25 protein-coding genes are annotated in these 20,499 nt (G+C 52.8%); 19 read left to right on the top strand and 6 right to left on the bottom strand.

Annotation, left to right across the window (positions count from 1 at the left end; translation table 11 throughout):
• Positions 1-47: 47 nt before the first annotated feature.
• From IB214_RS19420 to flgA, 4 genes are all read right to left on the bottom strand, one after another.
• Positions 48-992, bottom strand: coding sequence for a lysine-N-methylase (locus tag IB214_RS19420; protein ID WP_117342025.1), 945 nt, complete (start codon positions 990-992; stop codon positions 48-50).
• A gap of 137 nt (positions 993-1,129) precedes the next feature.
• Complete coding sequence (locus IB214_RS19415; protein WP_117342026.1) at positions 1,130-1,558, bottom strand: flagellar protein FlgN; 429 nt, start codon at positions 1,556-1,558, stop codon at positions 1,130-1,132.
• 12 nt (positions 1,559-1,570) lie between these two features.
• On the bottom strand, positions 1,571-1,861 hold the full coding sequence (gene flgM / locus IB214_RS19410) for a flagellar biosynthesis anti-sigma factor FlgM (RefSeq protein WP_117342027.1): 291 nt from the start codon (positions 1,859-1,861) through the stop codon (positions 1,571-1,573).
• A gap of 82 nt (positions 1,862-1,943) precedes the next feature.
• Complete coding sequence (gene flgA / locus IB214_RS19405; protein ID WP_117342028.1) at positions 1,944-2,714, bottom strand: flagellar basal body P-ring formation chaperone FlgA; 771 nt, start codon at positions 2,712-2,714, stop codon at positions 1,944-1,946.
• Positions 2,715-2,796: 82 nt separating this feature from the next.
• Between flgA and IB214_RS19400 the strand changes: the two genes are divergently transcribed.
• From IB214_RS19400 to IB214_RS19345, 12 genes are all read left to right on the top strand, one after another.
• Entirely contained in the window at positions 2,797-3,144 is a 348-nt protein-coding gene (locus IB214_RS19400) for a flagellar basal body protein (protein ID WP_117342265.1), read from the top strand.
• Positions 3,145-3,146: 2 nt separating this feature from the next.
• Positions 3,147-3,578, top strand: a complete 432-nt coding sequence (flgC, locus tag IB214_RS19395) for a flagellar basal body rod protein FlgC (protein ID WP_117342029.1) — start codon at positions 3,147-3,149, stop codon at positions 3,576-3,578.
• Positions 3,578-4,450 (top strand): flagellar hook capping FlgD N-terminal domain-containing protein, encoded by an 873-nt coding sequence (locus tag IB214_RS19390; protein ID WP_117342030.1) that lies wholly within the window; start codon positions 3,578-3,580, stop codon positions 4,448-4,450. Before flgC ends, IB214_RS19390 begins: the two co-directional genes overlap by 1 nt.
• 22 nt (positions 4,451-4,472) lie before the next feature.
• A complete protein-coding gene (gene flgE / locus IB214_RS19385) occupies positions 4,473-5,675 on the top strand; it encodes a flagellar hook protein FlgE (protein ID WP_117342031.1) in 1,203 nt (400 codons plus the stop codon).
• 11 nt (positions 5,676-5,686) lie between these two features.
• A complete protein-coding gene (locus IB214_RS19380) occupies positions 5,687-6,424 on the top strand; it encodes a flagellar basal body rod protein FlgF (RefSeq protein ID WP_117342032.1) in 738 nt (245 codons plus the stop codon).
• Positions 6,425-6,454: 30 nt separating this feature from the next.
• On the top strand, positions 6,455-7,240 hold the full coding sequence (gene flgG, locus IB214_RS19375) for a flagellar basal-body rod protein FlgG (RefSeq protein WP_117342033.1): 786 nt from the start codon (positions 6,455-6,457) through the stop codon (positions 7,238-7,240).
• Positions 7,241-7,306: 66 nt separating this feature from the next.
• Positions 7,307-7,972, top strand: coding sequence for a flagellar basal body L-ring protein FlgH (gene flgH / locus IB214_RS19370; RefSeq protein ID WP_117342266.1), 666 nt, complete (start codon positions 7,307-7,309; stop codon positions 7,970-7,972).
• Between the two features lie 14 nt (positions 7,973-7,986).
• Positions 7,987-9,108: a flagellar basal body P-ring protein FlgI gene (locus tag IB214_RS19365; RefSeq protein ID WP_135953035.1), complete on the top strand. Its 1,122-nt coding sequence runs from the start codon at positions 7,987-7,989 to the stop codon at positions 9,106-9,108.
• A gap of 8 nt (positions 9,109-9,116) precedes the next feature.
• Positions 9,117-9,419 (top strand): rod-binding protein, encoded by a 303-nt coding sequence (locus tag IB214_RS19360; protein WP_117342267.1) that lies wholly within the window; start codon positions 9,117-9,119, stop codon positions 9,417-9,419.
• Positions 9,420-9,516: 97 nt separating this feature from the next.
• Positions 9,517-10,893, top strand: coding sequence for a flagellar hook-associated protein FlgK (gene flgK / locus IB214_RS19355; RefSeq protein ID WP_117342035.1), 1,377 nt, complete (start codon positions 9,517-9,519; stop codon positions 10,891-10,893).
• A 14-nt stretch (positions 10,894-10,907) separates the two neighbouring features.
• Positions 10,908-11,837 carry a flagellar hook-associated protein FlgL gene (gene flgL / locus IB214_RS19350; protein WP_117342036.1) on the top strand — a complete coding sequence of 310 codons (930 nt, stop codon included), beginning with the start codon at positions 10,908-10,910 and terminating at the stop codon, positions 11,835-11,837.
• Positions 11,838-11,926: 89 nt separating this feature from the next.
• Complete coding sequence (locus tag IB214_RS19345) at positions 11,927-12,928, top strand: flagellar hook-associated protein (RefSeq protein WP_117342037.1); 1,002 nt, start codon at positions 11,927-11,929, stop codon at positions 12,926-12,928.
• Here IB214_RS19345 and IB214_RS19340 read toward each other — a convergent pair.
• Entirely contained in the window at positions 12,925-13,404 is a 480-nt protein-coding gene (locus tag IB214_RS19340; RefSeq protein ID WP_117342038.1) for a hypothetical protein, read from the bottom strand. The two genes, IB214_RS19345 and IB214_RS19340, sit on opposite strands and share 4 nt — an antisense overlap.
• Positions 13,382-14,332 (bottom strand): winged helix-turn-helix domain-containing protein, encoded by a 951-nt coding sequence (locus IB214_RS19335; RefSeq protein WP_117342039.1) that lies wholly within the window; start codon positions 14,330-14,332, stop codon positions 13,382-13,384. Before IB214_RS19335 ends, IB214_RS19340 begins: the two co-directional genes overlap by 23 nt.
• Before the next feature lie 565 nt (positions 14,333-14,897).
• Between IB214_RS19335 and lafA the strand changes: the two genes are divergently transcribed.
• The 7 genes from lafA (at position 14,898) to IB214_RS19300 (ending at position 20,487) form a co-directional block, all read left to right on the top strand.
• The gene (lafA, locus tag IB214_RS19330) at positions 14,898-15,812 is read left to right on the top strand and encodes a lateral flagellin LafA (RefSeq protein WP_117342040.1); all 915 of its coding nucleotides are present in this window, start codon (positions 14,898-14,900) and stop codon (positions 15,810-15,812) included.
• A gap of 205 nt (positions 15,813-16,017) precedes the next feature.
• Positions 16,018-17,352 (top strand): flagellar filament capping protein FliD, encoded by a 1,335-nt coding sequence (fliD, locus tag IB214_RS19325; RefSeq protein WP_117342041.1) that lies wholly within the window; start codon positions 16,018-16,020, stop codon positions 17,350-17,352.
• 33 nt (positions 17,353-17,385) lie between these two features.
• Positions 17,386-17,778 (top strand): flagellar export chaperone FliS, encoded by a 393-nt coding sequence (gene fliS, locus IB214_RS19320; RefSeq protein WP_117342042.1) that lies wholly within the window; start codon positions 17,386-17,388, stop codon positions 17,776-17,778.
• Between the two features lie 4 nt (positions 17,779-17,782).
• Positions 17,783-18,100: a flagellar protein FliT gene (locus IB214_RS19315; RefSeq protein WP_117342043.1), complete on the top strand. Its 318-nt coding sequence runs from the start codon at positions 17,783-17,785 to the stop codon at positions 18,098-18,100.
• Complete coding sequence (locus tag IB214_RS19310) at positions 18,097-19,278, top strand: flagellar hook-length control protein FliK (protein ID WP_117342044.1); 1,182 nt, start codon at positions 18,097-18,099, stop codon at positions 19,276-19,278. Before IB214_RS19315 ends, IB214_RS19310 begins: the two co-directional genes overlap by 4 nt.
• Before the next feature lie 7 nt (positions 19,279-19,285).
• Positions 19,286-19,750, top strand: a complete 465-nt coding sequence (locus tag IB214_RS19305) for a flagellar basal body-associated FliL family protein (RefSeq protein WP_117342045.1) — start codon at positions 19,286-19,288, stop codon at positions 19,748-19,750.
• A gap of 20 nt (positions 19,751-19,770) precedes the next feature.
• Positions 19,771-20,487 carry a FliA/WhiG family RNA polymerase sigma factor gene (locus tag IB214_RS19300; protein ID WP_117342046.1) on the top strand — a complete coding sequence of 239 codons (717 nt, stop codon included), beginning with the start codon at positions 19,771-19,773 and terminating at the stop codon, positions 20,485-20,487.
• Positions 20,488-20,499: the final 12 nt, after the last annotated feature.

Here is a 20,499-nt window from a genome sequence, read left to right as displayed (position 1 = left end):
GATGACTTCACGGAAAAAAGGGCCGGTAGATTCCCGGCCAAGGGGCGCTAACAAATAAGCAGTGAAAAAGCAGACAGCAGATAATCCGCTGGCAGTATGGCCTGCACCTGCTGGCGCACTGAGGCTGATTCCTCGCTGTGGCGCCAGCGCTCAAGCAATGTAAACAGCGCGAAAATGTCAGCCTGGCTCAGCGGCGAGCCGTCCAGCGTCCACAGGCTCAGTAGGGTACGGATCAGGTAAAAATCGGTGACCAGCTCAAACAGACGTTGGGTGATGCTGGCGCTCTCATGCTGCGGGAAGGTGTCATGGTAGAGGCGATAGATCAGATAGTTACTGAAAATCCAGGCTTCCTCGGCAAAGTACTGCTGATGGGCTTTATGCCACTGTTTCTGTAATTGCTGGAGCAGCAAAGCTTCGCTGTTGGCATCCTGCATCATGAGCAAACTCAACTGCAGCGGCAGCGTCATTTTGCGCGGGCTTTCGGGCAGGATCTCCCAGTCGAAGGTCAAGCCGCCCATCAGAGACAGCAAATGGCATTGCAATTGTGGCAGGGCCGGTAGACGTGAAAATTGATTCTGCAATTTTCCCGTTGCGGCATAGTCAGCAAGGACGTTGGGCTGTGAGGCAATTTTTGCCAGCGTGTCGGCGTCGTCGCCCGGCAGCTTTTCGGACCACGAAAGCATAATGCCCAGCGCGTACAGACGCAGGTCTGGCGTTAAACCGGCAATCGTTACGGCATTGAGTGCGGCCTGATTCAGCGCCCGATCGCGTGGTGATAACAGGGCGCTCTGTGAGTTGCAATCACTCTGGGTGACATGCAATACAAAAGCATTGGCATCGCCAAGGGCGGCTGTGCAACTGGCGATGTCTGTTAACGCCAGGCTCTGGCGGATTTCATGTTGCCACGTCATCTGGACATGCAAGGGAGAGTCCGGGTTGTGGGCTAAAAATGCACGGACAAAGTCAGGCTCGTAGCAATTAATCGTACTCATAACGTGTTCTCAGAAATTCCAATATTCAAATCTGGGCACTGTATTGCAATTTGCGTGCCTGTTTTTTTAATTAATATATCAATGGGTTAGATTTGCAGGGGAAAGGCGCCTTCCGTTAAAAACGGAAGGTAGCAGGATTAAGGCTGGTAAATAAAATCAGGCTCGGTGCCCAAAAACGACTGAATGAACTCGCACTGGCGAATCAGCAGATCGCCATTCTTTTCGTTATAGGATTTGCAGCGTTCCGCTTTTTGTTCCAGACGCTGCCACCAGCTTTGCGCGGCGTTTTTTTGTGGGCCGGGCAACCAGCTAAATACCTGTTCCAGACCGCGACGATTGACGCTCACGCCCAGCTGTTGCAGGATCGCGCGGCGCTGCAGGCTACTGCTATTTAACTGTTCATAATGCTGTTGGATGACTTCATTGACGCTCAACAGCTCGTCACTGGCTCGACGAATCATACACAAACGCTGCTGTTCCAACTGAGTTCGCAGTGTGTCATACAGCGTTTCGTCTTCCCGAATGCCCTGAAGCAACAATTTCACCTGTTGCAGCTTAGTACTCACGGTTCTGACCTCTTATTTCTGGAAAAAACTGAGCATGTCACCTGCCAGCCGATCGGTATCAACCTGCAGATCGCCATTGGCCAGCGCAGCCTGCATTTGTGCGACTTTGTCGTAATCAACATCGCCCTGCGTGTCTTCATTCAACGTCTGCTGAGCGGACTGCAGCCCGGCCTGAGTCACATCATCAGCCGTTAGTGACGTGGTGCTGACGGTGCTGGATTTCGTTGTGCTTTTGTCGGCAGCACTGCTCCCGGACGTCGTTGGAGTAGGGCGGTTACCGGACAGCGTTGGGGTTATTTTCATAGCAACCTCGTGCGTATTCTTCTGTTACTTGCTAAAAGCGACCGTGAAGGAGAAAACTTTAATTCCATCACAAAAAATCCCGTTACTGCGTTGCCGTTAGCGTGCTGACGATGCCCGTATCATCCACCACGCCGCTAATCACCCGCTGACTGCTGGTGTTACGGATTTTAATCACTTCTCCTTTACGGCCGTTTTTCAACGCTACGCCGGGCATTGATGCGGTGATCCCCGCCATATGCGACACGATAGTTACCGGTTGGTCGCGCTTAACCAGAATGGGTTGTACTAATTCAGCGCGAGTCAGCGGTTTACCTGGCTGCAGGGTGCGTTTGCTGGTGAGCCCGACGGCATCGTCCAGTTGCATCAACAGCTCATTTCTCTGCCCGCTGATGTGATATTTCTTCAACTGTAAATCATCCACCGTCAGCACGGTGTCGCGCTCAATCAACGATTTCGGCATCACTACTGGCACAAACACATCCGGGCGCACCGCCACGCTGACCTTCCAGCCTGTGTGGCCTGGACAGCTCACTTCAAAATTCATCCGGCTTAAGGCCGTTTCGGCGGGAGATGACGCGCTAATGTGCGGCTCAGAAGGACAGAGTGGGGCGGTCGCAACCATCGAAGGGATGTAGACATTGAAGGTATAGCGGTAGTCATGCCACTGCTGTTTTTGTGCCAGGGCGTCGATCTGCTGACTTGCTGCAGTGAGGACCTGCGCGTTGATCTGCTCCCGGGCGCTGTGCTGAACGGGATGGACGGCGGCATGCAGTGGTAAGGCAATGCTTAATGCCAGCAGGGTTATTGCGACAAAGGGGAAGGAAGGCTTCCTGATGCGGGGCGATAGTTTCATAAAATCATTTCTCATCAATCACTTAAAAGTTGGCATGCATATTGCTTATAACAGCGATATTGATGCAGGAGTGATGCGAGAAATGGGAATCAGTTTTCAGCAAGCGTTGGGAGTACATCCGCAGGCAGTGAAATTACGTCTTGAGAGGACCGAGTTACTGACTGCGAATCTGGCAAACGTCGATACGCCAAATTTCAAAGCTAAAGATATTGATTTTGCCGCTGAGATGCAACGGGCAAGTCGAACAAATGTAATGCCAGAGGTTGATGTGAAGTACCGCGTGCCGATGCAGCCCTCAGAGGACGGCAATACCGTAGAGCTGAATACCGAGCAGGCTCGGTTCTCACAAAACAGTATGGATTATCAAAGCAGTCTGACCTTCTTGAACCTGCAACTTAGCGGTATCAACGAGGCCATTGAAGGGAAATAACCATGTCGTTTACTGATATTTATCAGATTTCAGGTTCGGCGATGACGGCGCAAACCATTCGCCTGAATACCGTCGCCAGTAACATGGCGAACGCCGAAGCGCCCGCCAGCAGCGAGGCGCAGGCTTACAAAGCGCGTAGTCCAGTCTTTGCCGCCGTTTACCACAATAGCCTGATTGGTGCGCATAACCGCCACGCGATTGATGGCGCCAGCGTTCAGGTGCAGGACGTCATGCAAAGCGGCGGGGCGGTGAAGCGTTATGAGCCTCACCATCCCATGGCAGACCGGGATGGTTTTGTCTGGTACCCGGACGTCAACGTGGTTGAGCAAATGGCTGACATGATGTCTGCGTCCCGTGACTTTGAAACGGATGTTGATGTGCTGAATAACGTCAAAAGTATGCAGCAAAGTTTACTCAAATTAGGAGAAGCATAATGAACGCCCTGGCTCTGTATGCCCAATCGCAGTCGCTGGCTTCTTCCCAAGAGCCGACAGCGGTGGCGGAGAACAATGTCGGTTCCACGAGTAACCTGGGTGATAGCAGCAGCACGTCGTCCACCACGGATACCAGCGACACGTCATCCACTACGACAACCACAACCACCTCCACGGATTCCTCTGGCGTGGACACGTTCCTGACGTTGTTTGTGGCGGAGATTGAGAATCAGGATCCCACCGATCCAGCGGACCCGACAGACTATATCGACCAGCTCGCCTCAATGGCGCAGGTGGCGATGATGGAAGAGATGAGCGTTCAGGCCAATACCAACGCCGTGCTGATGAGCAACATTCAGGTCATGGCGTTAGGGAATCTGGTGGGTGACGACATTATGGTGCAAACCACCACGCTGGATATTGCCGACAACACCAAAGAGATTCAGGGGCGCGTCACGCTGGACGACAGCTGTACCGATGTGGATCTGCATTTCACTGACGCCGCCGGTGATGACTACACCGTATCGCTGATCCCGGAAGGGGAAACCTCCGTCGGACCTGGACAGGTGGATTTCGATATTAATCCCGCTGATTACGGTATTCCGGCGGGTGATTACAACGTGTCGGTGGTGACCAACACCGGGGAAGCGGAAGTACCTATTGAAGTTACCGGTGAGGTTGAGGATGTGCGTATTCCGCTCGATGGCAGCACACCGGTTCTTAACGTGGACGGCGTCGGGGAAGTGCCTTTCACCATGATCACCCAGTTCGGCGTGCCGGATAGCACTGATGGCAGCGGCGGTTCCGATGACACCACGCCACCTGATACCGACGGTGGCAGTGATAATTCTGACAGCGATAACGTTATCTGATTTTACATTACAGGAATAAATAATGAGTTATGAAATTGCAGCGACGGGGTTAAACGCCGTTAACGAACAACTGGATGGGATCAGTAACAACATCGCTAACTCCGGTACGGTGGGTTACAAATCGATGACCACCCAATTCTCTGCGATGTATGCCGGGACGCAGGCCATGGGCGTGAGCGTGGCGGGTTCAGCGCAAAGTATCTCCACCGGTGGTTCTATGGTCTCAACGGGCAATGCGCTGGATCTGGCCATTAACGACGATGGCTTTTTCGTGATGTGCGACAGCGCCGGGAACATCTCCTATACCCGCGCCGGTTCCTTCGTAACGGACAAAAATGGCTATATCGTCAATGCGTCCGGCGATTACCTGCAGGGCTATCCGGTTGATGACAGCGGTACGCTGCAAACCGGGACGGTGTCCGATATCCAAATTCAGACCGGTAACATTCCGGCAGAAGCGTCAGACAGCTTGTCCTTTACGGCTAACTTTGACGCCAGTGATGCCACCATTGATCGTTCCACGGTCGCGTTTGATCCCACCAACAGCGCGTCTTATTCCGACAGCTATACCACCACAGTTTATGACTCACTGGGTAACGAGCACTCGGTTTGCCAGTACTTTACTAAAACCTCGGATAACACTTGGGAAGTTGATTATACCTTTGATGGTGCTGCTCAGGACGGCGCAGCACCAACCACCTTAACGTTCGATCCGAACACCGGCAAGTTGACCTCACCGACCACGCCGCAGACCGTTGAATTCACTACCGATGCGGCCGCGCCGATTGAGTTGACCGTCGATTACTCCAGTTGCACCCAGTACGGTTCCGATTTCTCCGTCACCACCAACTCCGCCAATGGTTATGCGTCTGCAACCCAAAACGGCGTGCAGGTTGATGACGACGGAAAAGTTTACGCCACCTACAGCAACGGCGAACGCATGCTGCAAGGTCAGGTCGTGCTGGCGACCTTCCCCGACGAAAATGGGCTGGAAGCGGTGAGCGGCACCGCCTGGGTGCAAACGGGGGAATCCGGCACGCCGCTGATTGGTACACCGGGTTCCGGTTCTTGCGGCACGCTCTCCTCCGGCATGCTCGAAAGCTCCAACGTTGATATCACCACTGAACTGGTTGACCTGATGACGGCCCAGCGTAACTACCAGGCGAACACAAAAGTGATCTCCACCAGTACGCAGCTTGATGATGCGCTGTTCCAGGCAATGTAAGGCGCGGATAAATGGATCGCTTGATATATACCGCCCTGAGCGGGGCCACCCAGACGCTGCAAGAGCAGCAAATCAGCGCCAACAACCTCGCTAACGTCAACACCACGGGGTTTCGCGCGGATATGGCGATGGCGAGTAATGACAAAGTGAAAGGCGGCGGATTCGATACGCGCTATATGGCGAAGGAGAGTCCAAGCGGGGTGAACGACAGCACCGGCATCGCGGAGAAAACGGAGCGTCCACTCGACGTGGCCTTGCAGGGCACTGGCTATATCGCGGTTGAGGATAAAGACGGTAACGAAGTCTATACCCGCAACGGCAATATCCAGCAGGACGATCAGGGGCAGCTCACCATCAACGGTAACGTGGTGTTAGGCGATAACGGCCCAATCATCCTGCCGCCGAATGCCATTGCGTCTTTTGGCAGCGACGGCACGCTCTCGGTGACGCCAGACGACGGTGATGTCACCGCTACCATGGACATTGACCGCCTGAAGCTGGTGAATATACCAGTGAACAATCTGGCGAAAAACGCGCAGGGCATGCTGATCACCGCCGATGGCGTTCCAGCCCAGCGCGATGAAAACATCAAAGTGAGCGGGGGCTTTCTTGAGAGCAGCAACGTGTCGGCGGTGAGTGAAATGATGTCCTCCATTGCGATGAACCGCCAGTTTGAAGCGCAAATCAAGATGATGAAAACCGCCGAAGAGATCAGTGATTCGGGCAACCGTTTGTTAACCGGCTCCTGAGCCGCCGTGACCCATCAGGAATAAAGCATTATGAATGCAGCGTTATGGATCAGTAAGACCGGCCTGTCGGCACAGGATGCTGAGATGAGTGCGATTGCCAACAACATCGCCAACGTCAACACCACAGGCTTTAAGCGTGACCGCGTGATGTTCCAGGATCTGTTCTATCAGACTCAGGAAGCGCCGGGCTCGATGCTCGATCAAAACAATATCATGCCGACCGGCATGCAGTTCGGCAGCGGTGTGCGAATTGTCGGAACCCAGAAAACCTTCAGTGAAGGCAATGTGGAAACGACCGAGAACTCGATGGATGTTGCCATTATGGGACAGGGTTTTTTGCAGGTGCAGAAGGCCAACGGCGATATTGCCTACACCCGCGACGGCGACCTACAGGTCAATGCTGATGGGGTAATGACCAACTCCCAGGGCTTGCCGTTGCAGCCGGAAATCGACGTGCCGTCCGGCGCGACCAGCGTGTCAATTGGTGAGGATGGCACGGTGACGGCCATCTTACCTGGCGATACTGACACCACTGAACTGGGCCAGCTGACGCTGGTGAACTTCGCTAACCCTGCCGGGCTTTCTGCCGAAGGGGACAACCTGTATCTGGAGACTGCCGCCAGCGGCCAGCCAACGGAAGGGGTACCTGGTGAAGATGGGCTCGGCACGCTGCAGTCAGGGGCACTGGAAGGCTCCAATGTGGATATCGTCAACGAAATGGTGGCGATGATCACGGTGCAACGTGCTTATGAGATGAACGCCAAAATGGTCTCTGCGGCAGATGACATGCTGCAGTTTATTAGTCAGACGCTGTAACGCAACAACGTGAAATGCCGGATGGCACAGCGCCATCCGGCAAGGTTTAAACGAAATAGGCAGAACGTGAAAAATTATCTCTGGCTGATGGTGCTGCTTCCCCTGCTCAGTGGGTGTGAATCGCAGGCTATCCTGGTCAAAAAAAATGACGAATTCTTTGCGCCCCCCAAAACAGAGGCCCCGGCTCCGGCGGATGGTCGTGCGGGCGGTGTGTTTGAAACGGGCTATAACTGGTCGTTGACGGCGGACCGACGCGCCTATCGGGTGGGCGATATCCTGACCGTCATCCTGGAGGAATCTACCCAGTCCAGCAAGCAGGCGAAAACCAACTTCGGTAAGAGCAATACCGTCGACATCGGCGCGCCGACCATCTTTGGGCATACCAAAGACAAGCTGTCCGGCTCGATAGATGCCAACCGTGACTTTGACGGCAGCGCCACCTCGCAGCAACAGAACAGCTTACGCGGCGAGATTACGGTGTCAGTCCATTCTGTGCAGCCGAACGGCATTCTGGAAATTCGCGGCGAGAAGTGGCTCACCCTTAACCAGGGGGATGAATACATTCGACTGAGTGGCCTGGTACGCGCTGACGATATTCAGAACGACAACTCGGTGTCATCACAACGGATTGCGGATGCGCGCATCTCCTACGCCGGACGCGGGGCATTAAGCGATGCCAACGCGGCGGGGTGGCTGACGCGTCTGTTTAACCATCCACTGTTCCCGATCTAATGCAGGATTTTACTATGCAACACTTACGCGGGCGCTGGATGAAAGCGTTAAACGCCGTCGTGATCGCTCTGTGTCTGGTGGTACCGGGCACGTCGCAGGCGCAATCTCTTGAATCGCTGGTCAATGTGCAGGGCGTCAGGACCAACCAACTGGTGGGTTACAGCCTGGTGGTCGGGCTGGACGGAACCGGTGATAAAAACCAGGTGAAGTTCACTAACCAGACCATTACCAACATGCTGCGTCAATTTGGCGTGCAGTTGCCGAGCAAGATCGATCCGAAGGTGAAAAACGTCGCGGCGGTGGCGGTGAGCGCCGTGCTGCCGCCGATGTACTCACGCGGGCAGACCATTGATGTCACCGTCTCGTCTATTGGTGATGCTAAAAGCCTGCGTGGCGGCACCTTATTGTTAACCCAACTGCATGGTGCAGATGGTGAAGTTTATGCGCTAGCGCAGGGAAGTGTGGTGGTTGGCGGGATGAATGCGACCGGCGCCAGTGGCTCCAGCGTGACGGTGAATACGCCTACCGCCGGACTTATCCCCAATGGGGCGTCGGTGGAACGTGAAATTCCCAGCGACTTCCAGTTGGGCAACACTATCACCCTAAACCTGAAACGCCCTTCTTTTAAAGACGCCAATAATATTGCCGGGGCGATCAATGCGGCGTTTGGCGGCATTGCTACCGCGCAAAGCTCGACCAACGTCGTCGTCACCGCCCCGACCAGTCCCGGTGCGCGCGTGGCGTTTATGTCGCAGCTGGATGATGTGCAGGTGCAGGCTGAGAAAGTCCGCGCTCGTGTGGTGTTCAATTCGCGTACCGGCACCGTGGTGATGGGTGAGGGGATCGCGCTGCATGCGGCGGCGGTATCTCACGGCAGCCTGACGGTATCGATCAATGAATCCAGCAACGTCAGTCAGCCGAACGCACTGGCGGGAGGACGTACTGCCGTCACGCCGCAAAGCAACATTTCGGTTAACCACGCGCGCCCTGGCATCATCTCTCTGCCCGAATCCAGCAGCCTGAAAACGTTGGTTAATGCGCTAAATAGCCTCGGGGCCACGCCGGACGACATTATGTCTATTTTGCAGGCGTTGCATGAAGCGGGTGCGCTGGATGCCGATCTGGAGGTTATTTAATGACAGATATCAAAGTGAATCGCAGCGGCGGCACGGATGGCAGCGATGCCTTAATGGGTCCCAAAATCAAAAGCAACGATTTGCAGAAAGCCGCACAGCAGTTTGAGGCGATTTTCTTACGCAATATGTTGAAAGAGATGCGTAAAACCAACGAAATCTTTGATTCAAAAGATAACCCGCTCAACAGTGACTCGGTACGCATGATGCAGGGTTTTTATGATGACCAACTGTGTAACTCGCTGTCGCAGCAGCACGGTATCGGGATTGCGGCGATGATTGTGAAGCAGCTGTCGCCCCATCACAAAGGGTAAAGCCCGGCGGCGACTTAAGAACCGTCAGGTTTTCGCCGCTCTTTATCAGCAAGGTTGTTAACGAGACACCGGGCAGCAGGCCGGCGAGGATTTTTTGATGGATATGATTAGTATCGGCTACAGCGGCGCCAGTACGGCGCAGGTAGAGCTGAACGTAACGGCGCAAAACACCGCTAACGCGATGACGGATGGCTATACCCGCCAGGTGGCGATGATCAGCAGCATTGGCGCCAGCTCGGGTTCGTCAAACAGCGCGGGTAACGGGGTGCAGGTCGACAGCATTCGCCGTGTGTCCAACCAGTATCAGGTCAGCCAGGTATGGTACGCCGCCAGCGATAACGGCTACTACAGCACCCAGCAGGAATATTTAACCCAGCTGGAAACGGTGCTCAGCGACGACAACACCAGCCTGAGCGGCGGTTTTGATGATTTTTTTGCCGCGCTCAATGCCGCGACCTCCAGCCCCGATGACTCCGCCCTGCGCGAGCAGGTGATCAGCGAATCCGGCGCGCTGGCGCTGCGTGTCAATAACACGCTGGATTATATTGACTCGCAAAGCAGTGAAATCGTCAGCCAGGAGCAAGCGATGGTGGCGCAGGTCAACACCCTGACCAGTGGGATTGCCAGCTACAACCAGCAAATCGCTGAGGCAGAAGCCAACGGCGATAACGCTTCCGCGCTGTATGACGCCCGTGATCAGATGGTCGAACAGCTCAGCGGCATCATGGACGTACAGGTCAACACTGACGATCAGGGTAACTACGACGTAACGCTGAAAAACGGTCAGCCGTTAGTTAGCGGGCAGGAGAGCTCGACCATTGCGCTCGAAACCAATGCCGACGGCTCACAAACGATGTCGCTGACCTTCGCCGGCACCACCTCTACCATGAATACCGATACCGGTGGATCAATGGGGGCGCTGTTTGATTATCAAAATGACGTGCTGACTCCGCTGACGGATACCATCAACAGCATGGCGTCGCAGTTTGCCGATGCCGTCAACACCCAACTGGCCCAGGGTTACGATCTGAACGGTAATCCCGGGGAGCCGCTGTTTATTTATGATGAAAATTCAGCCGATGGCCCGCTGGAGGTCAACCCGGATATCACCGCCGATGAACTGGCATTTTCCAGCTCACCGGACGAAAGCGGCAACAGCGATAACCTGCAGGCGTTGATCAACATCTCCACCGAACCGCTGGAGATTGACGGACTGGGAAGCGTGACGGTAGGGGAAGCGTGTTCGTCGATCATCAGCAATATCGGTATCTATAGCCAGCAAAACCAGACCGAGGCGGAAGCGGCAGCCAACGTCTATTCCGAAGCGCAGAATCAGCAAAGCAGCGTCAGCGGCGTTAGCATGGACGAAGAAGCGGTGAACCTCATTACCTATCAGCAAATTTATGAGGCCAACCTGAAAGTGATTTCCGCCGGTGCGGATATTTTCGATTCCGTACTGGAAATGTGTAGCTAACCTGGAGAGTTATCATGCGAGTGACTGCGCAACAATCTTATACATCCATGAATCAGAGTTTTGATAAGCTTTCCACCGACCTGGCGCACGTTGTCACCCAGATGGCGACGGGAAAAAGCATTCTGCTGCCCTCGGACGATCCGATTGCTTATACCCGCATGACGCAGCTGGATCGCCAGCAGTCAGCGATTGAACAGTATCAGACGAATATCGATTCCGCCTCGGCGGGGATGAGCCAGCAGGAGTCGATCCTCGATGGCGTCAATGACAGTTTGCTGGCTGTGCGTGACGATCTGCTGCAGGCGGCTAACGGCACCAATACCGCTGACTCGCTGTCCAGCCTCGGTCAGGATATTCAATCCCTGACAGAATCGATGGTCGCGGCGTTAAATTACCAGGATGAAGACGGCCACTATGTCTTCGGTGGGACGGTAAATGACCAGCCGCCTATTGTGGCGGTGGACGATGATGGCGACGGCGTCACCGACAGCTACAGCTATCAGGGCAACAGCGATCATCGCGAGACCACCGTGTCGAATGGTGTTGAGGTGGATACCAACGTGGCAGTGAGCGATTTCTTTGGCAACAATCTGGATGTGCTTAACACGCTGACCTCGTTGTCGCAGGAGTTGCAGGATCCGTCAGTCGACCCGGCTGATCCGCAGGTGCAAAGCGACATCTCCAGTGCCATTGACGTGGTTGACGACGCGTCGGATTCACTGAACGCTTCTATCGCATCACTGGGCGAGTCGCAGAACACGATGACGATGATGAGTGACGCGCAGACGGATATTTCCACCTCTAACGAGCAGTTAATGAGCTCGCTGAGCGATCTCGATTACGGTCCGGCATCCATTACCTTTACCGGTCTGGAGATGGCAATGGAAGCCACCTTAAAAACGTACTCGCAGGTGAGTGAGTTAAACCTCTTTAGTCAGCTTTAAGTCTCTTAAATACCCGATGAGTTTGTAGGCCGGATAAGGCGTGTGCGCCGTCATCCGGCAACAATAGTCAACAGCAGTTCAGGAATACTATGCAGGTCGGTTTAAATACAACATCCCTCTCCGGTAGCGGAGCGCTCAATCCTTCGGTGCAGCAGCATGCTGTTGCGCAGAACGCCCCGGTTCGTCAAAAGTTACCCGCAACGGCGAGTGATTATCCGGCTTCGCCGCTGATCACTACACGCCCACAGCGTTACAGCGTTCAGCTAAACGATCAGCTCACCACGCTGCAACAGGCTGACCACTATCTGGGGCAGCTTGAGCAGCAGTTGCTGGATTACCGTCATGCCTCACGACGCGGCGGCCAGGCGCAGCAGCAGAAAAGGGCCGATGTGGTGCAGTGGCTGGATAAGCGTTCAACCTTGTCAGGAGGCGCCGTCGATCGGCAACTGAAATCGGTATTGCAGGGAGATGCGCGGGTGACGTTCCAGTCGCCCGAACTGGAGAAAATGTTCCAGCAGCGTTCAACCGGGGCGAAAATGTTCAGTGTGTCAGACGGTCGTCAGACGCAGCTCTCTGCCGTGGTTGTTGGGGAGGATGCTGATTCTGGGCAATATAAAATGATGATCGGCAACGCGCTACGCCGTGTTGGTGTGCAAACGCATGAGAATCAGGGGGCTATCACCTTCTCCACCACCGAAACACAATGGGCGCAGTTGGCACAGACGCTGAGCGTGCATGAAGAGGGTGATAAACCCTCCACCTTTACCCCGCTGAAAACTTTCGCCGATCCTTCACGTACGGATGCGCTGTTGCAAACCTTGCAGCAGGGGAGTTCCCGTAGCCTGGAGGGGATTCAGCAGGCGCTGGACACCATTGGTGAACAGCGCTCACAAATGGCGGCGCAGCAGGAGAAGGCCCGGCAGCTGATTGACGGGATGGCGCGTTTCCCGCAGGCCGAAAGCGCGGTCAAAGCGTCAGAAACACTTGGCGGGGTGTTGGATCACGCCAATCATAATTATCAGGTGTTAGCGCAAGCAGTTAACGGCCAGGCTCGACTGTCCAGCCAAACCGTCCGTAGTTTATTACGTTAGTCAGGCTGGCAGGCTTTTGCGGTGAAGGAAAATGAGGAAGGGTCTGAAACAATCAGGCCACCGACATCTTGATTAAACAGTAAATTTTGTTGTTTATTTAAATGAATCCACCACGTTCGCAGATTGTGTTCATTAACGAATGAACCTAAATTTGATAAACGCAAATCATTCTGGTCGGTTTCAGCACCACTGAAACGAAACTCCCCCTGTTTAACAGCTCCAGAGTAGCGGTTAACGCAGGCCGAGATTTTAAAAATGGACGGCGTTTTTTTATTGGTATCGAGAGGAATCAAGGTCACGGTGGTGTTTTTGCCCGGTGGGCTGACCATCATTTCATAATGTGCGCTGGTTCCCTCCTCGAGGTCATAGTTCGCAATAATCGTATTCTCAATACGCGCACTTGCGGTAAAGATGGTGAATGCTGCAATAACAGGAAGGGCATAGAAAAAGTAATTATTTGCATTTTGGCATTTCATTCAACACTTTCTCCACTTCTTTATACATAACATTATTCATTTCATTATCTTTGTTTTGCCAGCGTTCAAAGCTCAACGCTAACTGCCAACTGTCATTGCATTGGTTACTCAGCACTATATCCAAAACAAATTTATTCAGCGATACCCGGTAATACAGTTCCATTGACGCATTATGCGTGTCCAGCAACTGATTAATCCCTTGAATACCCGGTGACATATGCTGCGAAAATGGCGTAACGGCGGCCGGTTGGGTATCAGGATCGTAAAGGTGGTAAACGGTAATACGTTTAGCGTTATTCAGGTTTTCTTTTATTAATTGTGGTGTTTCAGCGGTTGTCATTTTTGGCTGTGCGTTAAAGTAATACATAAATGTGAACAAAAATAAGGCAATGGCGATAACCGAACCTACCATCATAGCTGCCTGATAAGGGCGTTTTTTAACCGCAGTGCGTGGCGTTTTTAGTGTGTCTGTAGCGGTGTCTAATGCCGGGGACATCAGCACCTGATTGCCATTTTGCTGCTTATCCTCTGTTGTGCTCTCGGGGAGTGCTGCGTGCTCTGCCACCGCTTCAATGTTGTCATTATTAACATTGCACTTATTGTTGTTAACAGTTTCAGTGAGGTAATTTTTATTAAATAAATAGCCTTTCTTGGGAATGGTTTTAATGATTTCCTGTTGTTTACCATCATCATCGATAGCGACCCGCAAAGCATGAATAGCAGTGGGAAGACTATTTCCCCCGACGATGCGGTTTTTCCAAACTTCGGTCATTAAAAACGAACGCGCTAAAACGGTATCGGCATTTTTAGCTAATGTTTCTAACAGAATAAAATGGTACTCGCCGAGACGACGGGTTTCACCTGTCTCACAATGGATTAATGCATTAAGCGAAGAATCCATCCGCCAGTGGTTGACAACAATACTCATAGTGTTATTTGCCCATGCAAGGTTTTTTAGATCCTTTGCGTCACGCTGTTAAAAATCAACGTATTAGAATCATAAATGAACTGCGATGTCTTTCTGGCTGTTCGGATGAGGAAGTGACAGCATAATCAGTATTGTTTTTTTTGCAGTCCGAAATCGGATTTAAAATGTAGCGAAAGAGCCTGAAACTCACAACATACAAGGCCGATGGCATTTGCAACCAAATGTAAAATAACGGATTAAATGATGAATTTAGAATGTGTCGGATTAAGGATAATCTCATTTGATTCATAATCTTAAACCCTTTGTGGGGCGGGTTGTTAAAGCATTATTAGATATTTCTAATAATCTTTTAATTAAAACTTGATTGAGATCTTACTGTAGTGGTGGGTTAATGAAGGAGATGAGCACGCAAAGCTAAATTAATGCGGGTAAGTGATTTTATATGGAGGCAATAAAGAGAGGGGGAGGAGTAAAAAAATTTTTTAGGGTGCGTTAAGTTTTCCAAACGGATGGTCGTTTTTACAGAGTATCGAAACAAAGACGATTAATCCCAAGGAGCAGTATCATGTTATCTATTAATACCAGTAGCGCCTCAATGGCCGCCGTTAACGCCATCAACACCAGCATGGATTCTCTGTCCACCTCAATGGAACGTCTGGCGACAGGTAACCGCATCAACTCTTCTTCTGACGATGCTGCGGGCAAACAGATTGCTAACCGTCTGACTGCACAGTCCAGCGGTATGGGCGTTGCGCTGAGCAACATCGATGATGCGACCGCCATGCTGCAAACTGCTGACAGCACCTTTGATGAAATGACCGACGTACTGGGCCGCATGAGCGACCTGGCCACGCAGGCAGCGAACGGAACCTACAACGACGACGACCTGCAGGCGATGCAGGACGAATACGACGAACTGGGTCAGCAGATGTCTGACATGCTGCAAAACACCACCTACGGCGGCACCAACCTGTTTGGTACCTCCGGCACCAGCAACACCGGTGAAGATGGCCTGTTCCAGGGCTCTGTCACCTTCCAGGTCGGCGCAGAATCTTCTGATACCATGACCGTCGATATCTCCAGCCAGTTGGGTAATCTGACCGCCGATCTGAAAGGCATCAGTGCCTCTTTCTCTGCTGACCAGGCTGATACCACCGGCACCGCAGGTGTTTCTGGCGGTACTGAGCTGACCGCTTCTGGCTCCGCGAACACCATGATTGACAGCATTTCTACTGCGATGGACGACGTGTCGAAGATCCAGTCCAAGCTGGGTGCGTCTATCAACCGTCTGAACGACACCGCCAACAACCTGACCAGCATGCAGGACAACACGGAAGTGGCTATCGGTAACATTATGGATACCGACTACGCGACGGAAGCGTCCAACATGACTAAACAGCAGGTTCTGTCGCAGACCGGCATCACCATGCTTAAGCAGTCCAACAGCATGTCCAGCATGGTTTCCAGCCTGCTGCAGTAATCTCTGTTTAGTGGTGAAGCCACGTATACACAACACCGCCTGCTGGCGGTGTTGTGCTTTCAGCGGCGCGATATTTTTTGGCAAACCTTCCTGATAAACGGAAGTTTAGCTTCCATCACATTTATAACTAACTGATTTATAAATATATAAAATGTTGGCATGAGTTTTGCTGTTACCTCAATAACGTTGCACGGAGTCAATCATCATGGGTTACACAAGTGCTGTTCAAGCAATGGCGCAGAAAATGGCATATGCCGACATCTCGAATCAGGTCGCGAGCCTGCAAGAGCAGCAGAGCGATCTGACTGCGGAAAGCAATGGGCTTGATTCGCTCAGCACGGCGCTGACGAATTTTCAGTCTGCGGTGGATGCGCTCAATAGCGACACCGACGGGCCGGTGGTGTTTTCTGCAACGAGCAATAATGACTCGGCAACCGTTTCTGCCAACTCAGAGGCCCAGCCGGGAACCTATTCTTTTTTCGTTGAGCAGTTAGCGCAAGCGCAGCAGTCGACTTTTGATATGACTGATGACACCTATTCCGCGACGGGGACGTTTGAACTGACGATGGGTGACAGCACCATGGACATCGACCTGGCGTCAGCAGATGCCAATGGCGATGGTGATGGGTTTATCGATGCCAGCGAGTTGGTCAGCGCGATTAATGATTCCGACGATAACCCCGGCGTGTCGGCCGCGCTGGTGAAAACGGACGGTACGACGACCATCATGCTTACCTCTGACACTACCGGCGAGCAGAGCGCTTTTTCGGTGTCGGTTATCGATCACGATCCGACCAATGACACCAGTACGACGGTACCCACGCTGGACACCCTGACCGAATCGCAGGATGCGATTATTCATCTGGGAAGTTCAACGGGGCCGACGATTACTAACAGCACAAATACATTTGATGATGTCATCCCGGGCGTCACGATGACGTTCAGTGAAGTCAGCGATCTGGATGATCCGACGGATCTCACCACCTTTACGGTTGCTGAAGATTCTTCTGCCTCTGAAGCCAAGGTCCAGACCTTTGTCGACGCCTATAACTCGCTGGTCGATACCATTGACTCGCTGACCACCTACGGGGACGACGATACCTCGGCAGGTGTATTCGCTGGTGATGCTGGTCTCAAATCGCTCACCAGTCAGATGGATGACATTGTTCACTCTTACTACGACGGCTCCTCGATTGTGGATTACGGCATCACGCTGGACAGCGACGGCCATTTGCAGATCGACGCTGACACCTTCGATGACGCCATGGAAGAAAATCCGGACGGTCTGACCTCAATCTTTGTGGGTGATGACAGCATGGTCGCCCAACTCGATAACCTGATGGACAGCTATCTCGATTCCAGCAACGGCATCATCGCCCAACGTCAACAAGGTCTGGATGACGATCAGACCCGCATTGATGACAGAAGTGACCAGCTGACCGAGACCTACAACACCAACTACGACCGCTATGTGACGGAGTACACCAACACCATTATTGAGGTGTACACCATGAAAATGAGCATGGCTGCATTCTCGTAACCGACCGAGTTCACTCAAGGATTTACTGTAAATATGTACGAAACACAGGATGGCTATTCGCAATATAAAGAGATCGATCTCGCCGCCCGCACGGCGGCGGCCTCGCCTCTTGAACTGGTGCTGGTGCTGTTTTCTGGCCTGATGGACGAGCTGGAACGCGCCAAAAGCCATATCGAAAACAAGCGCTTTGAGAAGAAGGCGCAAAGCATCAACAAATGCATCGATATTCTCAATGCCTTAACCAGCTCGCTGGAGTTTGAAACCGGCGGCGAGCTGGTGGTGAATCTGTCACGTCTTTACGACCACTGTGTCTACCGCCTGTATGAAGCCAGCGGGGAATTATCGATTGAGAAGATCGATGAGGTGATTGTCATTCTGACGAATTTGCGTGAAGGCTGGGATGGCCTGTCAGCCAAGCTCGGGTAAGTCAATGGACAGACACGGCCAGCAGCAACAGCTTTTCGCCCTGATCGACGCGATGAACGAATCTCTGGATCAGCAGCGCTGGCGACGATTGCCCGCGCAGCATCAGCAGTTGATGCGTTTATTTCATGAATATGAAGTCGCAGAGACGTCAGCAGAAGAGTTGCGGAAGGTAAAAGCGACATTGCGCACCGGGTTTGCCGCCCTCATTGAACGGCGGACCCGGCGTGCAGAAATCTTGAAAGCGCGTATGGATACGCATCAGCGAAATCAGGAAGGCGTGCTGGCGTATTCAATGGTTAATATTATTTCGGAGAAGGCATGAACCCTGTATTGCTGGCCACGGCCAGTGCGTTGACCGATGCCACGCCGGAAAACGCCACGATTTCAGCACCGGTGGCAGCCGAAAGCGGTGGGGCGTTTACCTTGCCACAAATGGCGCTAAACGCGGTGGCTGAACGTATCCATAGTGCGAAAACCAACCAGCAGCAATCATCAGCGGCACAAAAGCACGATAACGATCCGGCGGCGATGCAGGCGTTGATGGCGCTTTTTCTGGCCCAACCGGTGCAGTCAGCGGTGTCTGCTGGTTTGCAAAAACAACCGGATGGTGATGCGTTGAAAGCGCTGATCGCGGCACGGTCCGCAAACCCAGGGTCACCGGCCCTGCGTCAGTTGTCGAGCGCGGTAGAACAGAAGGCCAATGGCACGACGCCAGCCCAGTTGGATGCGGCAGACTTGTCGTCGCTACCGGCAAAATTACAGAGTGCGCTGACGGCATTGACGCAGCAGGCGACGGCAGGGCAACCGGCCACACCTGAGCAACAGGCGAAACTGGCGACCTTTTCGGCGCAGGATTTACGCGCCATTGCACCCCAGCAGCCGACGCTGTCGACTTCTCAGCAAATTACCGCGCGAGTGAAAGAGACTGAAAGTCACGTTGCCCCGCGCCCGCAGGTGGTGAAAAAGAACGCCGCCCTTAACGTGACCCAGCCGGCAGTAGCACAAAACCTGGTCAACGTGGCGGTACAAGGTAATCAGTCGGTTAGTGCGATAGCGGATACGAGCGCAATCACCACGCACACCGCGCAGCCGGTGGAGATGTCGCCTGATGAACTCGGTGAAAAACTGACGGCGCTACTGAAAGACCGGATCCAATTCCAGCTCGGCCAGCAGCAGCAAGTGTCTACCATCCGTCTTGACCCACCTTCGCTTGGCAAACTGGAAATTGCCGTACAGCTGGATGCGGGAAAACTCATGGTGCACATCGGCGCAAACCAAAGCGATGTTTGCCGTTCGCTGCAGCAATTTAGCGAGAACTTACGCCAGCATCTGACGGCGCAGAACTTCATGGAGGTCAATGTTCAGGTCTCCTCCGAGGGGCAATCGCAGCAGCAACAACAACAGCAGTCTGGTCATCAACAGGACGAGGTGACATCGGCATTAATGCTTAATGACGAGCCTCAATTTCAACGGAATGAATCCGTTCTGATCAAAGTGTAAAAGCCAAATGAAGAAAATCGTGATAGCGAGTGTAATTAGCTCTGTCCTGGCCCTCGTCGTGGGTGGCGGGGCTGGATGGGGGATGTACCATTTCGTCGGAAATGGAAAACCTGCGGCAGCCGCGCATACTGATGCCGTGGAATCAATGGATGAAAGTAACAGCCTGTTTGTTTCGTTGCAGGAGACGATTGTCACCCTGCACGATAATGAAGGTGCCGATCACTATATGTCAGCGGAATTAGTGCTGGTTGTCGCCACTGAAAAAGAATCGGAGAAAATAAAACAGCAAGAGCCGCTGTATCAGAGCATTGCCGTTGAGCGACTGTCTGAAATGAAATATGAAGAAGTTCGCGCGATGAAAATATCGCAAATAAGGGCGTTAATCGCTGAATCGTTGAAGGAAGAATTAAAGAATCGAAAAATAGCCGCACCGTATAAAGATATATTGGTGAAAAAAGTCGTGTTCCAGTAAGCGATGAGTCAGGAATTTAAATGATGCAAGACGCTTACGAGTCAGAGGAATTCAGCGCGACACCGGTGCTCACCCCACAGCAAGAGAGTCATTATTTACAGGCTTATCTTCCGTTGGTGCGCAAAGTCGTGCGCCAACTCGCGCCGCAATGTACCTGCGTGATGGACCGGCAGGACATGGAGCAAACGGCGCTGATGGGATTGCTGAATGCGATTCGCCGCTACGGCCAGCCCGATGAAGGCTTTGCGGGGTACGCCGTACACCGCATTCGCGGGGCTATTCTGGATGAATTGCGCAGTCTTGACTGGCGGCCGCGCCAGTTACGGCAGAAATATCATCAAATTAAGGATGTGATTCGTGAAGCGCGCACAAAACTCGGACACGAACCCACCAGGGAGGAGCTTTCGCAATGGGGGCTATCGTCTGAGGATTACCTGGAATTTCAACAGCTGGAAGGGGCCGAAACGCTGGCCAGCCTGGATGAGTTACTGAATGGCGACCTGCCAATTGCACCGCTTGAAGGGCGGGGGCTGGAAGAACAATTTGTGACGCAAGAGATGCTGAGCTATGCCCTCGGTCAACTCAGTGAAAAAGAGGGCCTCGTGCTCTCCATGTATTACCAACACGATATGAATTTAAAAGAGATTGCGCTGGTGTTAGGCGTAACTGAAGCCAGAATTTGTCAAATGAATAAAAAAATCACGCACAAAATTCGTGATTGTTTATATCAAGATTAACAATTTCGAATT

This window comes from Citrobacter sp. C1, from assembly GCF_014596895.2.
Classification (GTDB): Bacteria; Pseudomonadota; Gammaproteobacteria; order Enterobacterales; family Enterobacteriaceae; genus Citrobacter; species Citrobacter gillenii.
This window is presented reverse-complemented; position numbering and strand designations above follow the sequence as displayed.

What these genes read in the sequence shown, in the direction of transcription:
- IB214_RS19420 (WP_117342025.1), bottom strand. Translation starts at nt 992, where the DNA reads ATGAGTACGATTAATTGCTACGAGCCTGACTTTGTCCGTGCATTTTTA.
- flgM (WP_117342027.1), bottom strand. Translation starts at nt 1,861, where the DNA reads ATGAAAATAACCCCAACGCTGTCCGGTAACCGCCCTACTCCAACGACG.
- flgA (WP_117342028.1), bottom strand. Translation starts at nt 2,714, where the DNA reads ATGAAACTATCGCCCCGCATCAGGAAGCCTTCCTTCCCCTTTGTCGCA.
- IB214_RS19400 (WP_117342265.1), top strand. Translation starts at nt 2,797, where the DNA reads ATGGGAATCAGTTTTCAGCAAGCGTTGGGAGTACATCCGCAGGCAGTG.
- flgC (WP_117342029.1), top strand. Translation starts at nt 3,147, where the DNA reads ATGTCGTTTACTGATATTTATCAGATTTCAGGTTCGGCGATGACGGCG.
- IB214_RS19390 (WP_117342030.1), top strand. Translation starts at nt 3,578, where the DNA reads ATGAACGCCCTGGCTCTGTATGCCCAATCGCAGTCGCTGGCTTCTTCC.
- flgE (WP_117342031.1), top strand. Translation starts at nt 4,473, where the DNA reads ATGAGTTATGAAATTGCAGCGACGGGGTTAAACGCCGTTAACGAACAA.
- IB214_RS19380 (WP_117342032.1), top strand. Translation starts at nt 5,687, where the DNA reads ATGGATCGCTTGATATATACCGCCCTGAGCGGGGCCACCCAGACGCTG.
- flgG (WP_117342033.1), top strand. Translation starts at nt 6,455, where the DNA reads ATGAATGCAGCGTTATGGATCAGTAAGACCGGCCTGTCGGCACAGGAT.
- IB214_RS19365 (WP_135953035.1), top strand. Translation starts at nt 7,987, where the DNA reads ATGCAACACTTACGCGGGCGCTGGATGAAAGCGTTAAACGCCGTCGTG.
- flgK (WP_117342035.1), top strand. Translation starts at nt 9,517, where the DNA reads ATGGATATGATTAGTATCGGCTACAGCGGCGCCAGTACGGCGCAGGTA.
- flgL (WP_117342036.1), top strand. Translation starts at nt 10,908, where the DNA reads ATGCGAGTGACTGCGCAACAATCTTATACATCCATGAATCAGAGTTTT.
- IB214_RS19345 (WP_117342037.1), top strand. Translation starts at nt 11,927, where the DNA reads ATGCAGGTCGGTTTAAATACAACATCCCTCTCCGGTAGCGGAGCGCTC.
- IB214_RS19340 (WP_117342038.1), bottom strand. Translation starts at nt 13,404, where the DNA reads ATGAAATGCCAAAATGCAAATAATTACTTTTTCTATGCCCTTCCTGTT.
- IB214_RS19335 (WP_117342039.1), bottom strand. Translation starts at nt 14,332, where the DNA reads ATGAGTATTGTTGTCAACCACTGGCGGATGGATTCTTCGCTTAATGCA.
- lafA (WP_117342040.1), top strand. Translation starts at nt 14,898, where the DNA reads ATGTTATCTATTAATACCAGTAGCGCCTCAATGGCCGCCGTTAACGCC.
- fliD (WP_117342041.1), top strand. Translation starts at nt 16,018, where the DNA reads ATGGGTTACACAAGTGCTGTTCAAGCAATGGCGCAGAAAATGGCATAT.
- fliS (WP_117342042.1), top strand. Translation starts at nt 17,386, where the DNA reads ATGTACGAAACACAGGATGGCTATTCGCAATATAAAGAGATCGATCTC.
- IB214_RS19315 (WP_117342043.1), top strand. Translation starts at nt 17,783, where the DNA reads ATGGACAGACACGGCCAGCAGCAACAGCTTTTCGCCCTGATCGACGCG.
- IB214_RS19310 (WP_117342044.1), top strand. Translation starts at nt 18,097, where the DNA reads ATGAACCCTGTATTGCTGGCCACGGCCAGTGCGTTGACCGATGCCACG.
- IB214_RS19305 (WP_117342045.1), top strand. Translation starts at nt 19,286, where the DNA reads ATGAAGAAAATCGTGATAGCGAGTGTAATTAGCTCTGTCCTGGCCCTC.
- IB214_RS19300 (WP_117342046.1), top strand. Translation starts at nt 19,771, where the DNA reads ATGATGCAAGACGCTTACGAGTCAGAGGAATTCAGCGCGACACCGGTG.